We start from the raw sequence: 15,131 nt of genomic DNA on the forward strand, positions 1-15,131 counted from the left end.
TAAAATTTATGATCGATCCTTTAGAGTTTAAGGTTTTTTATCAAGAAGGTGTTTATGGTTTCAACAGTAGAGAAACTACTGTCAGAACGGTGCTAACAGAGATATTAAAAGGTAAATATAAAACAAATGTAGCTTATCTTCGAAATCTTCTTTTTAAAGGAGATCAGAAAGGATATGTTAGAGCAAAGAAAAATCTACCAGCAATAACTTTTGGAGCTACGTTTCACGAACATAGGACTACTCAAGATCTCAAGACTTATACGAGCTTACTTGTGCTTGATATTGATAATTTGGTCAATGAGGATAACGTTGTCGCAATTGAAGGTATTTTACATAAAGATAAATATGTAATATCTTGTTGGCGATCTCCATCTAATCTTGGGTTAAAGGGGATTGTATATTTAGAATATAAAGAAAGTTTTCCCTTAGAGCAAACAGCTTATTTTCATCAAAGTGCTTTTGTTGAAGTATCAAAATATTTTGAAAGCACATACGGAATAATCCTAGATGAATCAGGAAAGGATGTCGTGAGGACCTGCTTTGTTTCTCATGACAATAGACTTTTTTTTAATAAGAATTTTGAGAAGTTTCAAGTTTCTTTGTCGTCTATTATTAGAATTAAATCGACAAAGAAAAGAGTATTATCTTCTGTTGATAGAGCAAAAACAGCAGACGTGTTGTATAATCCAAAAGGAAAGAACAAATCGTTAGATAGAAAGGAGATAAGGCAAGTAATCAAGTTTTTAAAAAATAATGATTTGTCAATTACTCGTATACATAGTGATTGGTCAAACGTTGCACGAACCATTGCTTGTTGTTTTACATTTGATATCGGACTTAAGTATTTTCAAGCAATCAGCGAACAGGATAAAACAGTTTATTCCGGTGAAGAATGTGAAAATTTTCTTAAAGAAAGATACTTCGATACCAATACAGATTTTACATTTGCAACCATCTTGTTTCTAGCGAACAAAAAGGGATATAGAATGAGGGGAATAGATCCTAACCGTAGAAGGATAAAGGATATAATAAAATTCCTAGATAAAAGGAAACTTTCAATAATGTCTTCGAAAGGCGAACGGGAGGAAGTAGGAAAATCTATAGTACAGATATTCAAGTACGAGCTTGGAATTAAGTATTTTAAAATGCTTCATAAACAAGATGCTGATAAATATGATGAAGCAGAGTGTGAACGCTTTTTAAAAGAACTATATTTAATTAACCATGAAGGATATTCATTTGAAAATATATTAAAATTAGCCAAAATACAAGAATACAAAGAGAGAGATGGAGTACTAAAGATGGCTTCTGAATTACGTGATGAGCAAGTCGTGAGTATTAACAGTGTTTTTGAGTCAAACAATGTTTAGAATGGCGAAACTAGCTGAGTATTATTTGTCGGGTACTTCATTCTCTTTTTATGGAATTTTCTAAGTATTACAGTCACGAAGCAATTTTTAAAATCTTATGTAAGTTAAGGTGTAAAGTTGCGCTCAAAAGACATAAAAAACATTATTACTTTGATCATCTTATAGAAAAAAAGATTAAGGATAATAATGACGATTTATTCTTAATGTCACTATTTCCCCCAAGAAGGAGATGGCTAAAGCTTGAGCCAAAGTTGAGAAATGATAAAAATGGTTTACCTAAAAGCTCAACTGAGCGAAACATGCTTAGTTTAAAACTTACTATCAAGTATTATAGAGAAAAAAAACTAAAGGCAGATTTTTTAGAAAGACTGGATAAGTACATTGAATTAATTCAGAATTTTTTTATAAATGGTGACATCAAGCTTAAGACACCAAATGTGACACCTGTTTTAAAAAAGTTAGAAAAGGATGTAAATATTTGCCGACCATTATCAACTTATAGCTTAACAGATAAAATTATTTTGTCAATTACAAACAAATATGCAGTAGAGATTTTCGATTTTGTATTTAAAGATTGTGGATACGCTTTTAGAGCTAAACGAGCCTTTAGTGATGGAAAAAGGGCACCAAATCATATTGATGCATTCCAAAAGATCATAGATTTTAGAAAGCAGTATGCAGATAAAGTAATTTGGGGGGCAGAATGTGATATGAGCAAATTCTTTGACACCGTTAACCACTCTTTTGTTATCAAAAGATTTGACCAATTTTTAAAACAGAATCATTTTCAAAAAAAATGTAAAAAAGAAGACTTATTGCTCTTGAGACATATTCTAAAGCAATATCTCAGCTCATATACTTTTAATAAGTATGTTCGTATTTTAAGTGACAATCAAGAATACTTTAAGAGGTATAAAATTATTAATGGAAAGTTTGATTGGGTTGAAAGAGAGTTTGTAGCAGAAGGTTTCTACAAGGAGATCAATAAAGCTAAAATAGGAATTCCACAAGGAGGTGCTCTGTCAGGATTTATAGCAAATCTATTACTGCACGATTCGGACTATAAAGTAATAAAGGAGTTAGATAAAGATTCACTTTACTTACGGTTTTGTGACGATATGATCATCCTAAGCATTAATAGGGAGACCTGTGAAAGAAGCTATAAAGCTTATACAGAAACTCTTAAAAGAAATAAGTTGATTGTTCATCCCCATGTAGAGCCGCCCTTTGAGAAGCGTGATCAGTTTTGGTCAAGCAAATCCAAGTTATGTTACAAATGGACTTCGGACGAGACAAAAGATACATTTTGGGTCGGGTTTGTAGGATTAGAGATCAATTATTTCGGAGAAATTAGAGTTCGAAGATCTACATTAAAGAAGGAGCTACAAAAACAGGCGGATCTTATGTTAGAGATGAAAAGACTACTTGAAAATGAAAAAAGAAAAAGCTCACCGTCATCTATTTGTGGATCACTTCAAAAACGATTGATATCCATGTCTGTTGGTCGCATAGATCTATGGAATTACGAGAAATACCCAAACGAGATGTCCTGGGCAAAAGGTTTCAAGATATTAAATGATAATGTTCACGCTAGGATACAATTAAAAAGTTTAGATCGTAGCCGAAGCTTAAAAGTTTACAAACTCATCAAGTTTATTGAAAGAAAATATCCCAAGGATAAAGTTTCAAAAGATAATAATCAAGGCAGAGATACAGATGGGACTAGACTTCAGATAAAACACTATGGCAAACCGTACAGTTATTATTATAATGTGTTAAAAAACAATTCTGATTAAATTTTATTGACATTATTATGTTAGTTAACGACTTATCAGATAATAAAATTTTACAAAATTGAATTTCATTTGTATTTATTTTAAGTTATATCGTTGAAAATAGGATAATAATACTTTTGTATCGCATACTTCATGCGTGGGCAGTCGGTTTGTTTTTATCCTGGCGAAATAGGGAAGTTTACCAAAACAGATAAGTCTACCTATTAGGGAGGATTAGAAAGGGGTACAGGATCACTAGTATAAAGCATGCTGAAGTCGTTGGGCAAAGCCCTACTTTTCTTATCGTATGCGCTGCAAACGGTGTTTAGGGTATCCTCCGGGGATACCCTTTTTGTTTGACGACCCTATGAAGGTCGTTTTTAGTATACCTTGCAGTATACTAATGAACACTTCTCAGGTAGGTGCCCATCGATTTATAACACAGATGGGCTAATTACTTTTGACAAGAAAAAAATGGAGTTGCGATCATTTTTCTACCCCAAGAAATTCACGTTCCTTAAAGAACTCAAATTTTCGGGGCAAGTTCTTTTTTGAAGGACAGAAATAGAGCAACGATTCTGTACGTACAAAGACACAACTTGCAGACGACAAAAAAAAACAAGCGATATCAAAGAGACCCTCTCAATTACCTAAAACGCATAAAATGGCTTTTATACATGTTATATACAACAAACTGATGATGCAGATATGTATATATAAAGGTAAGTAGCATGTCATACATCTATAATAATCGATATCTCCCTATTCAGTTGACAACACTTCCTGCAAGATGGCTCAAACATAATTACAGTTAAAATCTTCAAGTCGATATAATTTCAACCCTCGATTTTTGCTATGACTAATTACAGTGCGAAAAGTCAAACTGCAAGAACAAATAATAATTTAGAAATCAAGCAGCTCAGAAACACTTAGTTCTAGTTTATCTGCGATCTTTTTAATTAAGGAAATCGTGGAGTTTGTTTCTGCTCTTTCTATCCGTCCCAATTGACGAGTATCTATTTCACAAAGTTGCACCATATATTCCTGCGACCATCCTTTATCTTCACGCTTACATTTAAAATGGCTGCCTAATTTGATTAAATATGCTTGATCCCTATATTGTTTCTGCGTCATAGAACTAATCTCAAAAAATTAATACTTAAAACAAAAGAGAGTAATTAGACCAAGCGTGTTATGAATCTATCTTTAACGCACTCAATCTTTTTATCGTGGTTTGGATTACAGTTTCGAAAAATCTAAAAGTTCATTTACTGATACCTTCAGAGCTTCCGCTATTTGCACCAATATAGATGTCGTAGGGTTTGCTCCTTGACGCTCCTACCGGTTGATGAATTGTTTGTCTTTTTGGACAATTGCGGCAAGGGTACTTTGTTCCATATTACTTCCCCCTTTGTGGTAAACCCTTATTTTAACATTATAGGTTCCATCTGCTTTTTTGTGGTGTTCATAAACTTTTGCGCTTACGGTTGCCATAATCTTTTCATTACCACGAAAACCTTTGTGACGGTTTTACGTGAAGTTCAACAAAAAACTATGCAAAACACGCCATTTTAAAGGATTCAAAACGGCTAGGGCGGAAGTTCCAAAACGGCTCTGAAAAACGCAAAAAAGCCGTTTTACGCATTTGTAAAACGGCCCTTTTCAGAAAGTGACCCCGCTGAGGCTCGAACTCAGGACCCACAGATTAAGAGTCTGTTGCTCTACCAACTGAGCTACGAAGTCTTTTTGATAAACAAATGTACGTACCATCATAAGAAAAGCAAATAATTTTTAGAATTATTTGCTTTTCTTATTCTCACAGTCCTTTCAGCCTCTTTTATATCAAAACCGCACTATTCAACAACTTCAATCTCCTTCTTCGTTTCATGCTTTCTACCAAACATATCAATCGCCTCAATTTCAATCATATGTTTCCCGGCTTTCAACTTTGGTAGTTTAAGCTTCCATAAATGTGCCGAAGAAGAGGCATCGCTAGGCCTTCTACCTGGCTGTAATGTCTTAGCACCATCATATGCCAATAAAGCTTGAACATAATTAGGATCTTCACCAACCACCTTTTCCATTGCCTTCCATGCACCATTATTCACCCTATAGGTTACCTTATCATCCGCAGAGCCCAAGAAAAAATTAGCGTATACATGATAACGACCGGCATATTTTGCTTTTACAACCGCCGGGCCGAAAACGCCGATCGTATAAGATTCATCTTCGCCAACCACCTTATAGTCAAATATGTAACGATTGCCATCAATAGAAAGTATCGCATATCCCTTCGGTGTTCCATCACGCATCATCGAAGTCGGCACGCCATCTCCATTAGGTAATCCAGAATACCAATCCCCCGAAGTTGTACCCACATTAAACTCATGGTGTGGAGTTGTCCCTTTCCAACCATGTGCAGCGGTATAAAAATTTTGCTGCTGGAAGTGCGTATGCGCCGATAATGACAACGTATTGGGATAGGCCGCTAAGAGATCAAACAAAACTTGTCTATCTTCATTACGAAAAGACTCGTCGTTATCAGGATTCAAGGGAATATGGAACGCTAAAACAACCAGTTTATTTGTCGGAACAAATTTCAAATCATTTGCCACAAACTCCAATTGATCTTTCCGAAAACCGCCCTGATATCCCTTTCCCTTCGTTGGATGTGGATAGATAATATCATCTAAAACAATAAAATGCGCATCCCCCACATTAAAGGAATAATTTGCAGGACCAAAAGCGCGTTCAAAACCTTCATCCGATAAAGAGTCATGCACGGCATCCAAATTCATATCATGATTTCCAATAACATGGTACCACGGTAACCCCATATGTGCAATTGTTTTTCTATAGCTCGGGTGTAACGTCAAATCATCCCCCACAAGATCTCCTAAGCTAATGCCAAACAAAGGCCCCTTTTTATTTTTCGCTTCATCCACGACACCCTTTTTAAAGAAAGCCATCTCCTCTTCCGTGTAAGCCTGCGGGTCTCCAAAAACAAAAGCATCAAATTTAGTTGACTCCATGGTTGGCACAACGGCAAAATCAATTTCCTTTGGTAAACTTCCCGTCGCATCTACCCCCTTATACTTTAATGCAGGAGAGCCTTCCGGTTTATGGATATAGTAAAACTTGGATTGATTGTCTGCATCCAAGGGAATTGAATAACCTGAAGGCTTAATGACAAAAATAATATTGTCCTTTTCTACCTGCAGTGCATATCGGCCATTTTTATCCGTTTGCACAACATCGCGACCATTACTGACACTAACGCCTGCTAAACCGATTTCCTTTTTATCACGACGGCCATTCCCATTCTCATCCACATAAATTGTTCCTTTTGCGACCTCCTGACCAACGGCTGTTCCTGTAACGAGACAGGCTAATAATGACCAATATAAGTTTTTCATATCCTTTAAATTATGTTGCCGCAAACATAGCATCTTGGGGTTAATAGAAATTTACGTTAACGTTAAATTAAATGTTCAATTAATCTCGACCGGCCGACTATAGATTCCTAAAAAAATCACGTAGTTTTGTACCAGAAAATACCCCAGCATGTCGACAACAACACTAAACGACGCTCCGCCTGTAGCGCCATCCAAAAACAGAGTGCGCATCGCCGTTTCCCTCTTTTATTTCGGTCAAGGTATCGCCTTTGCCTCATGGGCAAGCCGCATCCCCCAGATAAAAACAACCCTAGGGCTTACTGAAGCCCAGCTGGGAACCATCCTATTGATGTTGCCTATTGGACAGTTAATGACCATGGCCCTTTCGGGAAAGCTCGTCAGTAAATATGGTAGCCACAAAGTGATGCCTATTGCTGCCATTTTATATGGTATTGTCCTTTGTAGCATCCCTTTTGCAACTAATGCTTGGCAGTTAGGTGCTATTCTATTACTGTTTGGCATTACCGGGAACATGTGTAATATTGCAGTGAACACACAAGGAGTTTTGACCGAAGAGCTCTTTGGAAAGTCCATTATGTCTTCTTTCCATGGCGCGTGGAGTATTGCCGGATTCACCGGAGCGCTCGTCGGACTGGCCACCATGAATCTTGGAATCACCACCCTTCCTCACTTTATCTTTATTTTCGCCTTGCTGATTATAAATATCTTAGTGAACAGTAAATTCTTGATCGCCACTAAACCTGCGAAGGCAGAAAAAAAATCATTTGGATTAAAAATGGACAAAATTCTAATTAGTCTAGGCGTAGTCGGTTTTTGCAGCATGGCGACAGAAGGAGCAATGTTCGACTGGAGCGGTGTATACTTCCACGATATTGTACAGGCCCCAGAAAATTTAGTTATCCTCGGTTATGCTTCCTTTATGGTGATGATGGCGACAGGACGCTTTTTAGGAGATTTTATTATCGCGCGCTATGGTCGCCAACGTATATTACAAGGGAGCGGCATCTTGATGTTTATTGGCATGATGCTTTCCGTAGCCTTTCCTTCCCTTTGGGTCTGCGTGCTTGCTTTTATGCTCGTCGGGCTAGGCGTAGCCTGTAACGTACCAACGGTCTATTCTATTGCAGGAAAGCACCCAACCGTATCTTCAGGAATAGCATTAGCGATGGTTTCAAGTGTCAGCTATTTAGGCTTCTTGATCGGCCCTCCACTTATCGGTTACATTGCTGAAATCTTTAGCTTACGTTATTCCTTTGGTGTATTTGCACTCTTTGGACTACTGATGTTCTTTATGACAAGTCGGTTATCCATTTTTAAGTCGTAACAAGGCAACACACTAAAGGGTTACAAATCCTATAAAATGCGACGTCTTTCCGAACGGGGCACGCTATCCGATTTTAGCGCCTTCCATACTATGGGAGACGAAACCCATAGTATGTCATATATCAACAAAAAGAGCCCACATTACTGCGGGCTCTAACATTGAAACAAAATACCCAGTTTCTATGGGTAGGTCGTTAACACCTTACTTACCTGCCAACCATCCTGGCTTTTGCTCAAGGTGATGTAATCCACACGGGTAAAGTTGTCAAACTTCATCGTTGTTTTCGCGATGCACGTTTGTCCGGCTTCGTCTAATATCTCATAGCTTGTTTTACAATCGTACTTTAATCCTTTAGTTGCTTTTAAAAAAGCGCTATACTGCTTCTTTGAAAAGTTGTCGCCATTCGCGGTGTTGCTGTATGCAAAGTCATCTGCAAAGAGGTGTTTATTCAAGGTCGTATTTCCAGAGGTGGCTGCCGCCACATAACTTAACACGATGTTTTTAGAATCCAAATTTTTCAACGGATTAGCTTTCTCTGCGGCGAAAGAGCTAAATGATGCGATCATAATGAATGCTGCTGCGAGGGTTGTTACTGTTCTTTTCATGGTTTTAATATGTTTAATGTTTTCGTTTATATTTCTTATTTGATAACTCAAAGGTAGGGCAACAACACGGTGAAGGAAACGTCAATTAGACCAGTTTGGGGATATTCTCGGTGAAAAAGGGAAACAAATCGGTGAAATTTTTTACCGATAATCGAGATAGCATTCTCCCTTTGTTTTTACATACCACAACAGCAGGAAGAAGCGTACTATTCGTCTGGAAATGCGCCAACAAAAAAAGAGCCTACATCGCTGCAGGCTCTAATATTGAAACAAAATATTCTTTTATGGGTACGTCGTTAATACTTTACTTACCTGCCAACCCTCTTGGCTTTTGCTCAAGGTGATGTAGTCCACACGAGTAAAATTGTCAAACTTCATAGTTGCTTTTGCCATGCAGGTTTGTCCGGCTTCATCTAATATTTCATAAGTTGTTGTACAATCATATTTCAGCCCTTTAGTCGCTTTCAAAAAGGCACGGTACTGCTTCTTTGAAAAGTTATCGCCATTGGCCACATTACTATATGTAAAGTCTTCTGCAAAGAGGTGTTTATTCCATACTACATTTCCCGCTGTAGTCGCTTCGAGGTAGCTTAACACGATGTTCTTTGAATCTAGATTTCTTAACGGGTTAGCTTTCTCTGCGGCGAAAGAGCTAAATGATGCGATCATAATGAATGCTGCTGCGATGGTTGTTACTGTTCTTTTCATGGTTTTAATATGTTTAATGTTTTCGTTTATATTTCTTATTTGATGACTCAAAGGTAGGGCAGCAGCACGCAGTAGGAAACGCCAATTAGACCAGTTTGGGAATATTCTCGGTGAAAAAGGGAAACAAATCGGTGAAAATACTTACCGACTTACGTTTATACTGTGTCATCCTACTTTCATAATAAGCGAAACCTACACCAGCATCACCAATTGTTCCTGTTTCGTGAAACAAAATTCAAGATTTGTGCTAGTTTTTCCCCGTAAAATCAACTTACTTTTGTCAACACTTTTATTAGAAAAAAGGGTTATTGGCTAATGAATACACTCATGTTAAGACTATTAACATTCGTAATCTTCTTATTTTTAGCGCCCACAAATAAAGCGGCCGCAAAGATATCAGTACGGAAATGTGCTAGTCAATTACATGTATTAACGGATGACCTTACCGTTGCCAAACAACAGTACGCAGAAACGACACGCCGCTTTGAACATGCCGAAGCAAGCTGGATAAGCCCTATTTGGGATAATGACGGCGAACTAACTAAAAGTCAAGACTATACCATACATAAACTCCTTCATTCGCTTTCTTGGAAAACATTCCATGGTTCTTCCTTGTTTGTTGCTCGTGAGCGATATGCTATGGCAAGCCCGCCCGTCTTTCCTCTTGCGCGCTACTTGTTATTCCTTCAATTAAAAATCCCATCCGTAGACACGGTCTAAAGAGAACCGTTCTTTGATGAACGTACATCAAAGTATTACTCGGTTCACCATGCCACATGTGTTCTTTCATATCAAAGCGAACGCGTAAAAGAAGTCTTTTACGTCGCTCGAAAGGGCAATAAAGGACCATTTAGACCTTCTAACAGTCGTATTGGAACAGTCATAAAGGCCGTTCCAGAACAGAATCAAACACTTAATATTTACGTATTTATACTATGCATGAACTTAGTATAGTGAAGGATATTTTCGACACCTTGTCGGCTCATTATGCCACCAAGATCGACGATATTCAAAAAATTCAGGTAACAGCAGGTTTATTATCCAATGTACAACCTGTACTGATACAAAACGCATTTGATGCCTTTATTGCTGATAATCGGCAATATAGGGATATGGAGCTAGAAGTAATTGTAAACGACATTATCGCACACTGCGACCACTGTCAAAAAGACTTCAAGGTTCAATACCATCGTTTTGTATGCCCTTGCGGGCAGCCCTCCACCCAAATTGTGCAGGGCAATGAATTATTTATTTCAAAAGTAATCTTTAAACAACATGTCAGTTAACCCAGCAAACCCAAAAAGCGCCGGAAACCGAGTGGGCTCGGTACAGTGCGACAACACAACTCTACATCTTCTGAAAGCAAATGATTATGTAGCGCAAGCCATCCGTACGAGATTGAAAGATGTTTGTGTGATCAACGTATGTTCATCTCCCGGTTCGGGAAAAACGACATTGATGCAAGAAACCGGCAAGCGACTAGCGAAAGATCTTAACATCTCTATATTGGTAGGAGACCCAGAAACAGAACGTGACGCCGTCCGCATGCGTGAAGTCGGAATCAATGCTTTACAGATCGTTACAGGAGGCATGTGCCATATCGAAGCACAAATGATTCTACAAGCGCTTGACCATATCGATCTGACAGGTACCGACTTACTCTTTATCGAAAATGTAGGAAACCTATTATGTCCATCAGCATTCGATCTTGGTGAAGATTATCGTGTAACCCTACTTGCTACAACAGAAGGCGATGATAAACCGAAAAAATACCCTCGGATGTTTCTTACCAGTGAACTGATGTTGGTATCCAAAGCAGATCTTCTTCCGTATGTACCATTCTCTGTTGATGCCGTTTCCAAAGATGCTTGGGAGGTTAATCCAAACTTAGAAGTCATGACAATAAGCACATTGAATGGAGAGGGTCTGGATGCATGGTGCGATTGGTTAAAAGCCAAAGTACAAGCAAAAAAAGAGGCTGCAAATCAAACAACTGAAAAGTAACGGTGTCGTGAAGCAAATAGTACAAATCGACACGATTCAATCTGCCGCGCTAATTGGTAACTTCTGCTCTGATTTTATTGAACTGGAGTGGTTCGAAGTGCATAAACGTACGCTAACTCGAGCCACAAATAATGGACAAACATTACGCGTCGAACTTCCTGAAAAACAAGAATGGAAACATGGTGATGGACTCTATTTTCAAGGAATACTGCTGGCGACGATCCATATCAAGCCTTGCCTCACAATAGCCTTTCAATCAATGGGGCTAGTAGATGCCGCAGACTTTTGTTACTACATCGGAAATCGGCATCTTCCCATTTATGCAACACAGCAGAACGGTTTGTTTTTAGTTCCCTATGATGGACAATTGTACGAACAACTTCAAGCGCGGTATTCCAATCGTATTTCACTGCGCGAGGAACAGCTTTTTGCCGAACATGTAGTGCGAAAGAAAACAGCTTCGTAACAAACGCCTCGTTGCCACGGCCATAGGAGGGATCTAAAACAATATCCAAGTATAGATTCCTCCTTAAAAAATGGTTCGGAAATACAGGCTAAGATTTCTCAAAAATGAAGATTACTAAATTTATACAAACGATCGGTATCCTGACACTTATCTTCCTGACAGGATGTTCTTCACCAACGCATGAAGACGCTGAAAATGCGTTTACTGCGAAAGACAGTCGTGGACAAAATATCCGATTGCAGGAACCTGCAAAACGAGTCGTCGTTCTTTTTGAACCGTCCGTTGATGAGATATACATGTTGCAAGCGGCAGACCGCTTAGTCGGTATACCGCAACAAATCTATCAAAACGAAGAAACCTATACCTTTCTTTCCAAACTGGACGCTCGTATCGCTGACAGGAGTATTTCCACACCAACCTTCGGAGGCCGTTCCAGCAATGTCGAATCCATTGTGGCACTTATGCCAGACTTAGTCGTGCTCTACGAACAAGATCGCGAAACGGCTCAACAATTGGAAGGTTTAGGAATCACCGTCTTTACGGTATCAAGCGGAGATAAAGAGAAAATATTTCAAGAACTGATCGGTCTCGGAACCCTCTTGGGTAAAAAGGAACGGGCAGAGGAGATTGTTCAATATGTAGATGCCGAAACCAAAAAAATGATCGCTCCATCCGGCTCGAAGGTTAAAAAGGTCTATTACGCCTGGTCCAAAGGCCGTGTTTTTTCAACCTCAGGGAGAGGAACATTAATTGACCTTTCGATCACCTCGGCCGGCGCAGAAAACGCATGCCCACTCCAACTGGAAGCACCAAATGTGAGCGCTGAATCATTGTATAAATGGAACCCAGATATTATTTTACTGTGGAACTCTCAACTTTCAGATGTTTATAATCTGAAAGAGCTCGCCGCTCTACCTGCCGTAAAAAACAAACAAGTGTTTGTGATGAGCCCTGCTTTTTATTTTGACCCACACACCGTTAAGTTTATGCTTTTTGCAAAACAACTCCGCCATTGGTGTTACCCCGAATATACCGCACAACAACTTCAGGCGGATCTAAACGACGCTTTTACAATACTTTATGGTAAAGAAAATCTAATCCAATGAAGTCGTCTTTAAAAATAAGCCTGCTAGTTCTTTTTCCTATCCTCCTGATGCTTGCTTCGCTAGCATTAGGCTCGACAGGGAGCCTGAGCCCCTCCGCATTGACTATGCACATCTACAACGGAATACGGAATCTCTTTCAGGAACAAACAAGCCCGAACATGGTAGAAACAATTTTATGGCAAGTTCGTCTACCCCGTGTACTACTTACTTTCCTCGTAGGTGCGGCCTTAGCCTCTTCAGGCGGGGTGCTGCAAGCCATCTTTAGGAATCCTATTGTAGATCCGTTTACATTGGGAATCTCCTCCGGCGCTGCATTTGGGGCAGCACTAGCGATGTTAATCCCCGTACTATCGATTAACTTATCCGCCTTCTTTTTTGGCGTCTGCGCTGTCGTACTCACCTATCTGGTCTCCTACAGCAAAGTACGAAGCTCACTGGTGAGTATGGTTTTAGCTGGAATGATCATTTCCGGCGTATTTACCGCTCTTTTAACACTCTTACAATACTTGAGCGATCCGTATAAGCTCCAAGCCATCGTGCAATGGACTATGGGAAACTTACATACAGCCTCCTGGGATAAAGTAAAAACAGCATTCCTCCCAATTGGGATCGGTTTAAGCATACTGGTTTTCTTCCGATGGAAGCTCAACCTCTTGGCACTCGGAGACCATGAAGCATTGGCAGTAGGTGTGAATCCAAGATTATTGAAACTTCTTCTTGTTGGCGTATCAACGATGATAACCGCAGCCGCAGTCGCCGCTGTCGGTGTCATCAGCCTCTTTGGGTTAATCGTGCCGCATATTAGCCGCATGATATTTGGACCAAGTAATAGTATTGCCGTATGGGCTAACATCAGTATTGGTGGCAGTTTCCTTCTTTTGATTGACAATTTTTCCCGCACAGTAATGCCGTTTGAAATCCCTGTCGGTGTATTTACCATGCTCATTGGTGCTCCGATATTTATTTATTTAATGCGTAGAAATGCGATAAACTGGAACGCATGATAAAGGACGTAAACATAAAAAACTTGTCTTTCTCCTATGGTAGAGACACGGTGCTTAAAGGCGTAACAACATCCTTTCCGGCTGGAAAACTATCCATCATTCTGGGACGTAACGGAAGCGGCAAATCAACATTGTTCAATATTATTGCGGGACTTGAAAAACGATATGCAGGAGAGGTTTTGATTGGTAATGTAGAAAGAAAGAAACTTAAAACCGGAGCAAAAGATACCACCCGCTTGGGTTTTATGACGCAATTTCACCAAACCACATTTCCCTTTAAAGTATATGATGTAATCATGACGGGACGCGCCTCTTTTTCGCGCTTTTCTCCACGGGACGAAGACCACGATACCGTCACAGAAGTCCTCAAGCGATTTGCATTATGGCACCTCCGCAATAAACCATACACCGATCTTTCCGGCGGGGAAAGACAGCTTGTCTTGCTTTGTAGGGTACTCGTACAAAAACCGGATATCCTTATGCTTGATGAGCCCACAAACCATCTTGATCTGCATTATCAGGTCGCTGTATTGGAGTGCTTACAACAACTTGTACGAGAAGGAACAACCATCTTATGTGTTATGCATGATCCGAATTTAGCCTTTATGTTTGGGGATGCCTTTTATGTTATGCGCGGACAAGAGCTGTCTAGCTTGCAAGACCTAGACAGCTCTGCTGTAAAAAAACTACTCGAAGAAACCTATCAGTTACCCCTTATGGGATTGGACAACCAAGGCAAACCCTTATTTGTACCGCAACTAAAACAGCAGTAATATGAACATGGAACAACTTATCATAACACTCGTAGAAGAAAGACATAAAGACGAAATATTGTCGTACGTCATTGCATTTCGAAAGAAACTGTTTCCCATGTTGGACAGCGATAAGATTCCTGATGATCTTCGTTTTTTTGAGGAGACCTATATAACACATCCTTATGGGGCTTTTTTACAGGCAAGAACAAAATCCGGAAAACTTGTCGGTGTCATCGGTATGATGGCTTACGACTTCCGCTTTCCACACCTCCCGCTCGACCAACGCCCCACAGTCGAAGTAGCGCGCTTATTTATCGAACCTGATGTTCGACGCTCCGGTCTTGGCACCACGCTTTTCCAAGCGTTGCTCCGTTGTGCACGAGAACGCAGCATTGAACGGCTCTATTTACATACACATCCTTTCCTTACCGGGGCTTATGATTTTTGGTTAAAACAAGATTTTTCTTTGGTTGACTTCTGCGAAGAAGGGGGCTTCTCAACCATCCATATGGAACGACAGGTGTTGCAAATAGACGACAATAAAATAAATAGAAAGAACCCTTCCGCAGATTCTTTATTACAAACGACAGAACAATAA

The 15,131-nt window shown here is 39.4% G+C and carries 15 protein-coding genes and 1 tRNA gene; 11 read left to right on the top strand and 5 right to left on the bottom strand.

Annotated features, from left to right (window positions below):
• The first annotated feature begins 8 nt into the window (after positions 1-8).
• Both E2P86_RS17705 and E2P86_RS17710 read left to right on the top strand, forming a co-directional pair.
• Positions 9-1,370, top strand: coding sequence for a BT4734/BF3469 family protein (locus E2P86_RS17705; protein ID WP_134433914.1), 1,362 nt, complete (start codon positions 9-11; stop codon positions 1,368-1,370).
• A gap of 50 nt (positions 1,371-1,420) precedes the next feature.
• A complete protein-coding gene (locus E2P86_RS17710) occupies positions 1,421-3,166 on the top strand; it encodes a reverse transcriptase domain-containing protein (protein ID WP_134433915.1) in 1,746 nt (581 codons plus the stop codon).
• Between the two features lie 882 nt (positions 3,167-4,048).
• Here the strand turns inward: E2P86_RS17710 and E2P86_RS17715 are convergent.
• From E2P86_RS17715 to E2P86_RS17725, 3 genes are all read right to left on the bottom strand, one after another.
• Positions 4,049-4,279 (bottom strand): helix-turn-helix domain-containing protein, encoded by a 231-nt coding sequence (locus E2P86_RS17715; protein WP_134433916.1) that lies wholly within the window; start codon positions 4,277-4,279, stop codon positions 4,049-4,051.
• Between the two features lie 536 nt (positions 4,280-4,815).
• A tRNA-Lys gene (locus tag E2P86_RS17720) sits at positions 4,816-4,888 on the bottom strand.
• A gap of 110 nt (positions 4,889-4,998) precedes the next feature.
• Positions 4,999-6,561, bottom strand: coding sequence for a calcineurin-like phosphoesterase C-terminal domain-containing protein (locus E2P86_RS17725; protein ID WP_134433917.1), 1,563 nt, complete (start codon positions 6,559-6,561; stop codon positions 4,999-5,001).
• A 148-nt stretch (positions 6,562-6,709) separates the two neighbouring features.
• Between E2P86_RS17725 and E2P86_RS17730 the strand changes: the two genes are divergently transcribed.
• A complete protein-coding gene (locus E2P86_RS17730) occupies positions 6,710-7,885 on the top strand; it encodes an MFS transporter (RefSeq protein ID WP_134433918.1) in 1,176 nt (391 codons plus the stop codon).
• 179 nt (positions 7,886-8,064) lie between these two features.
• Here the strand turns inward: E2P86_RS17730 and E2P86_RS17735 are convergent, their stop codons facing one another.
• Together E2P86_RS17735 and E2P86_RS17740 are read right to left on the bottom strand one after the other, a co-directional pair.
• Positions 8,065-8,490 (bottom strand): nuclear transport factor 2 family protein, encoded by a 426-nt coding sequence (locus E2P86_RS17735; RefSeq protein ID WP_134433919.1) that lies wholly within the window; start codon positions 8,488-8,490, stop codon positions 8,065-8,067.
• Positions 8,491-8,772: 282 nt separating this feature from the next.
• Entirely contained in the window at positions 8,773-9,198 is a 426-nt protein-coding gene (locus tag E2P86_RS17740) for a nuclear transport factor 2 family protein (RefSeq protein ID WP_134433920.1), read from the bottom strand.
• A gap of 327 nt (positions 9,199-9,525) precedes the next feature.
• Here E2P86_RS17740 and E2P86_RS17745 point away from each other — a divergent pair, with 327 nt between their 5' ends.
• The 8 genes from E2P86_RS17745 (at position 9,526) to E2P86_RS17780 (ending at position 15,131) form a co-directional block, all read left to right on the top strand.
• A complete protein-coding gene (locus E2P86_RS17745) occupies positions 9,526-9,918 on the top strand; it encodes a hypothetical protein (protein WP_134433921.1) in 393 nt (130 codons plus the stop codon).
• A 215-nt stretch (positions 9,919-10,133) separates the two neighbouring features.
• Positions 10,134-10,484, top strand: a complete 351-nt coding sequence (locus E2P86_RS17750) for a hydrogenase maturation nickel metallochaperone HypA/HybF (RefSeq protein ID WP_134433922.1) — start codon at positions 10,134-10,136, stop codon at positions 10,482-10,484.
• Positions 10,474-11,202 (top strand): hydrogenase nickel incorporation protein HypB, encoded by a 729-nt coding sequence (gene hypB / locus E2P86_RS17755; protein WP_085473483.1) that lies wholly within the window; start codon positions 10,474-10,476, stop codon positions 11,200-11,202. Before E2P86_RS17750 ends, hypB begins: the two co-directional genes overlap by 11 nt.
• Positions 11,203-11,209: 7 nt before the next feature.
• The gene (locus E2P86_RS17760; protein ID WP_159451849.1) at positions 11,210-11,668 is read left to right on the top strand and encodes an urease accessory protein UreE; all 459 of its coding nucleotides are present in this window, start codon (positions 11,210-11,212) and stop codon (positions 11,666-11,668) included.
• A gap of 104 nt (positions 11,669-11,772) precedes the next feature.
• The gene (locus E2P86_RS17765; RefSeq protein WP_085473481.1) at positions 11,773-12,774 is read left to right on the top strand and encodes an ABC transporter substrate-binding protein; all 1,002 of its coding nucleotides are present in this window, start codon (positions 11,773-11,775) and stop codon (positions 12,772-12,774) included.
• Positions 12,771-13,778 carry a FecCD family ABC transporter permease gene (locus E2P86_RS17770; protein ID WP_085473480.1) on the top strand — a complete coding sequence of 336 codons (1,008 nt, stop codon included), beginning with the start codon at positions 12,771-12,773 and terminating at the stop codon, positions 13,776-13,778. Before E2P86_RS17765 ends, E2P86_RS17770 begins: the two co-directional genes overlap by 4 nt.
• Positions 13,775-14,551: an ABC transporter ATP-binding protein gene (locus tag E2P86_RS17775; protein WP_134433923.1), complete on the top strand. Its 777-nt coding sequence runs from the start codon at positions 13,775-13,777 to the stop codon at positions 14,549-14,551. Before E2P86_RS17770 ends, E2P86_RS17775 begins: the two co-directional genes overlap by 4 nt.
• 1 nt (position 14,552) lies before the next feature.
• Positions 14,553-15,131 (top strand): GNAT family N-acetyltransferase, encoded by a 579-nt coding sequence (locus tag E2P86_RS17780; protein ID WP_134433924.1) that lies wholly within the window; start codon positions 14,553-14,555, stop codon positions 15,129-15,131.

The sequence above is a fragment of the Sphingobacterium psychroaquaticum genome (assembly GCF_004421025.1).
Taxonomy (GTDB): domain Bacteria; phylum Bacteroidota; class Bacteroidia; order Sphingobacteriales; family Sphingobacteriaceae; genus Sphingobacterium; species Sphingobacterium psychroaquaticum.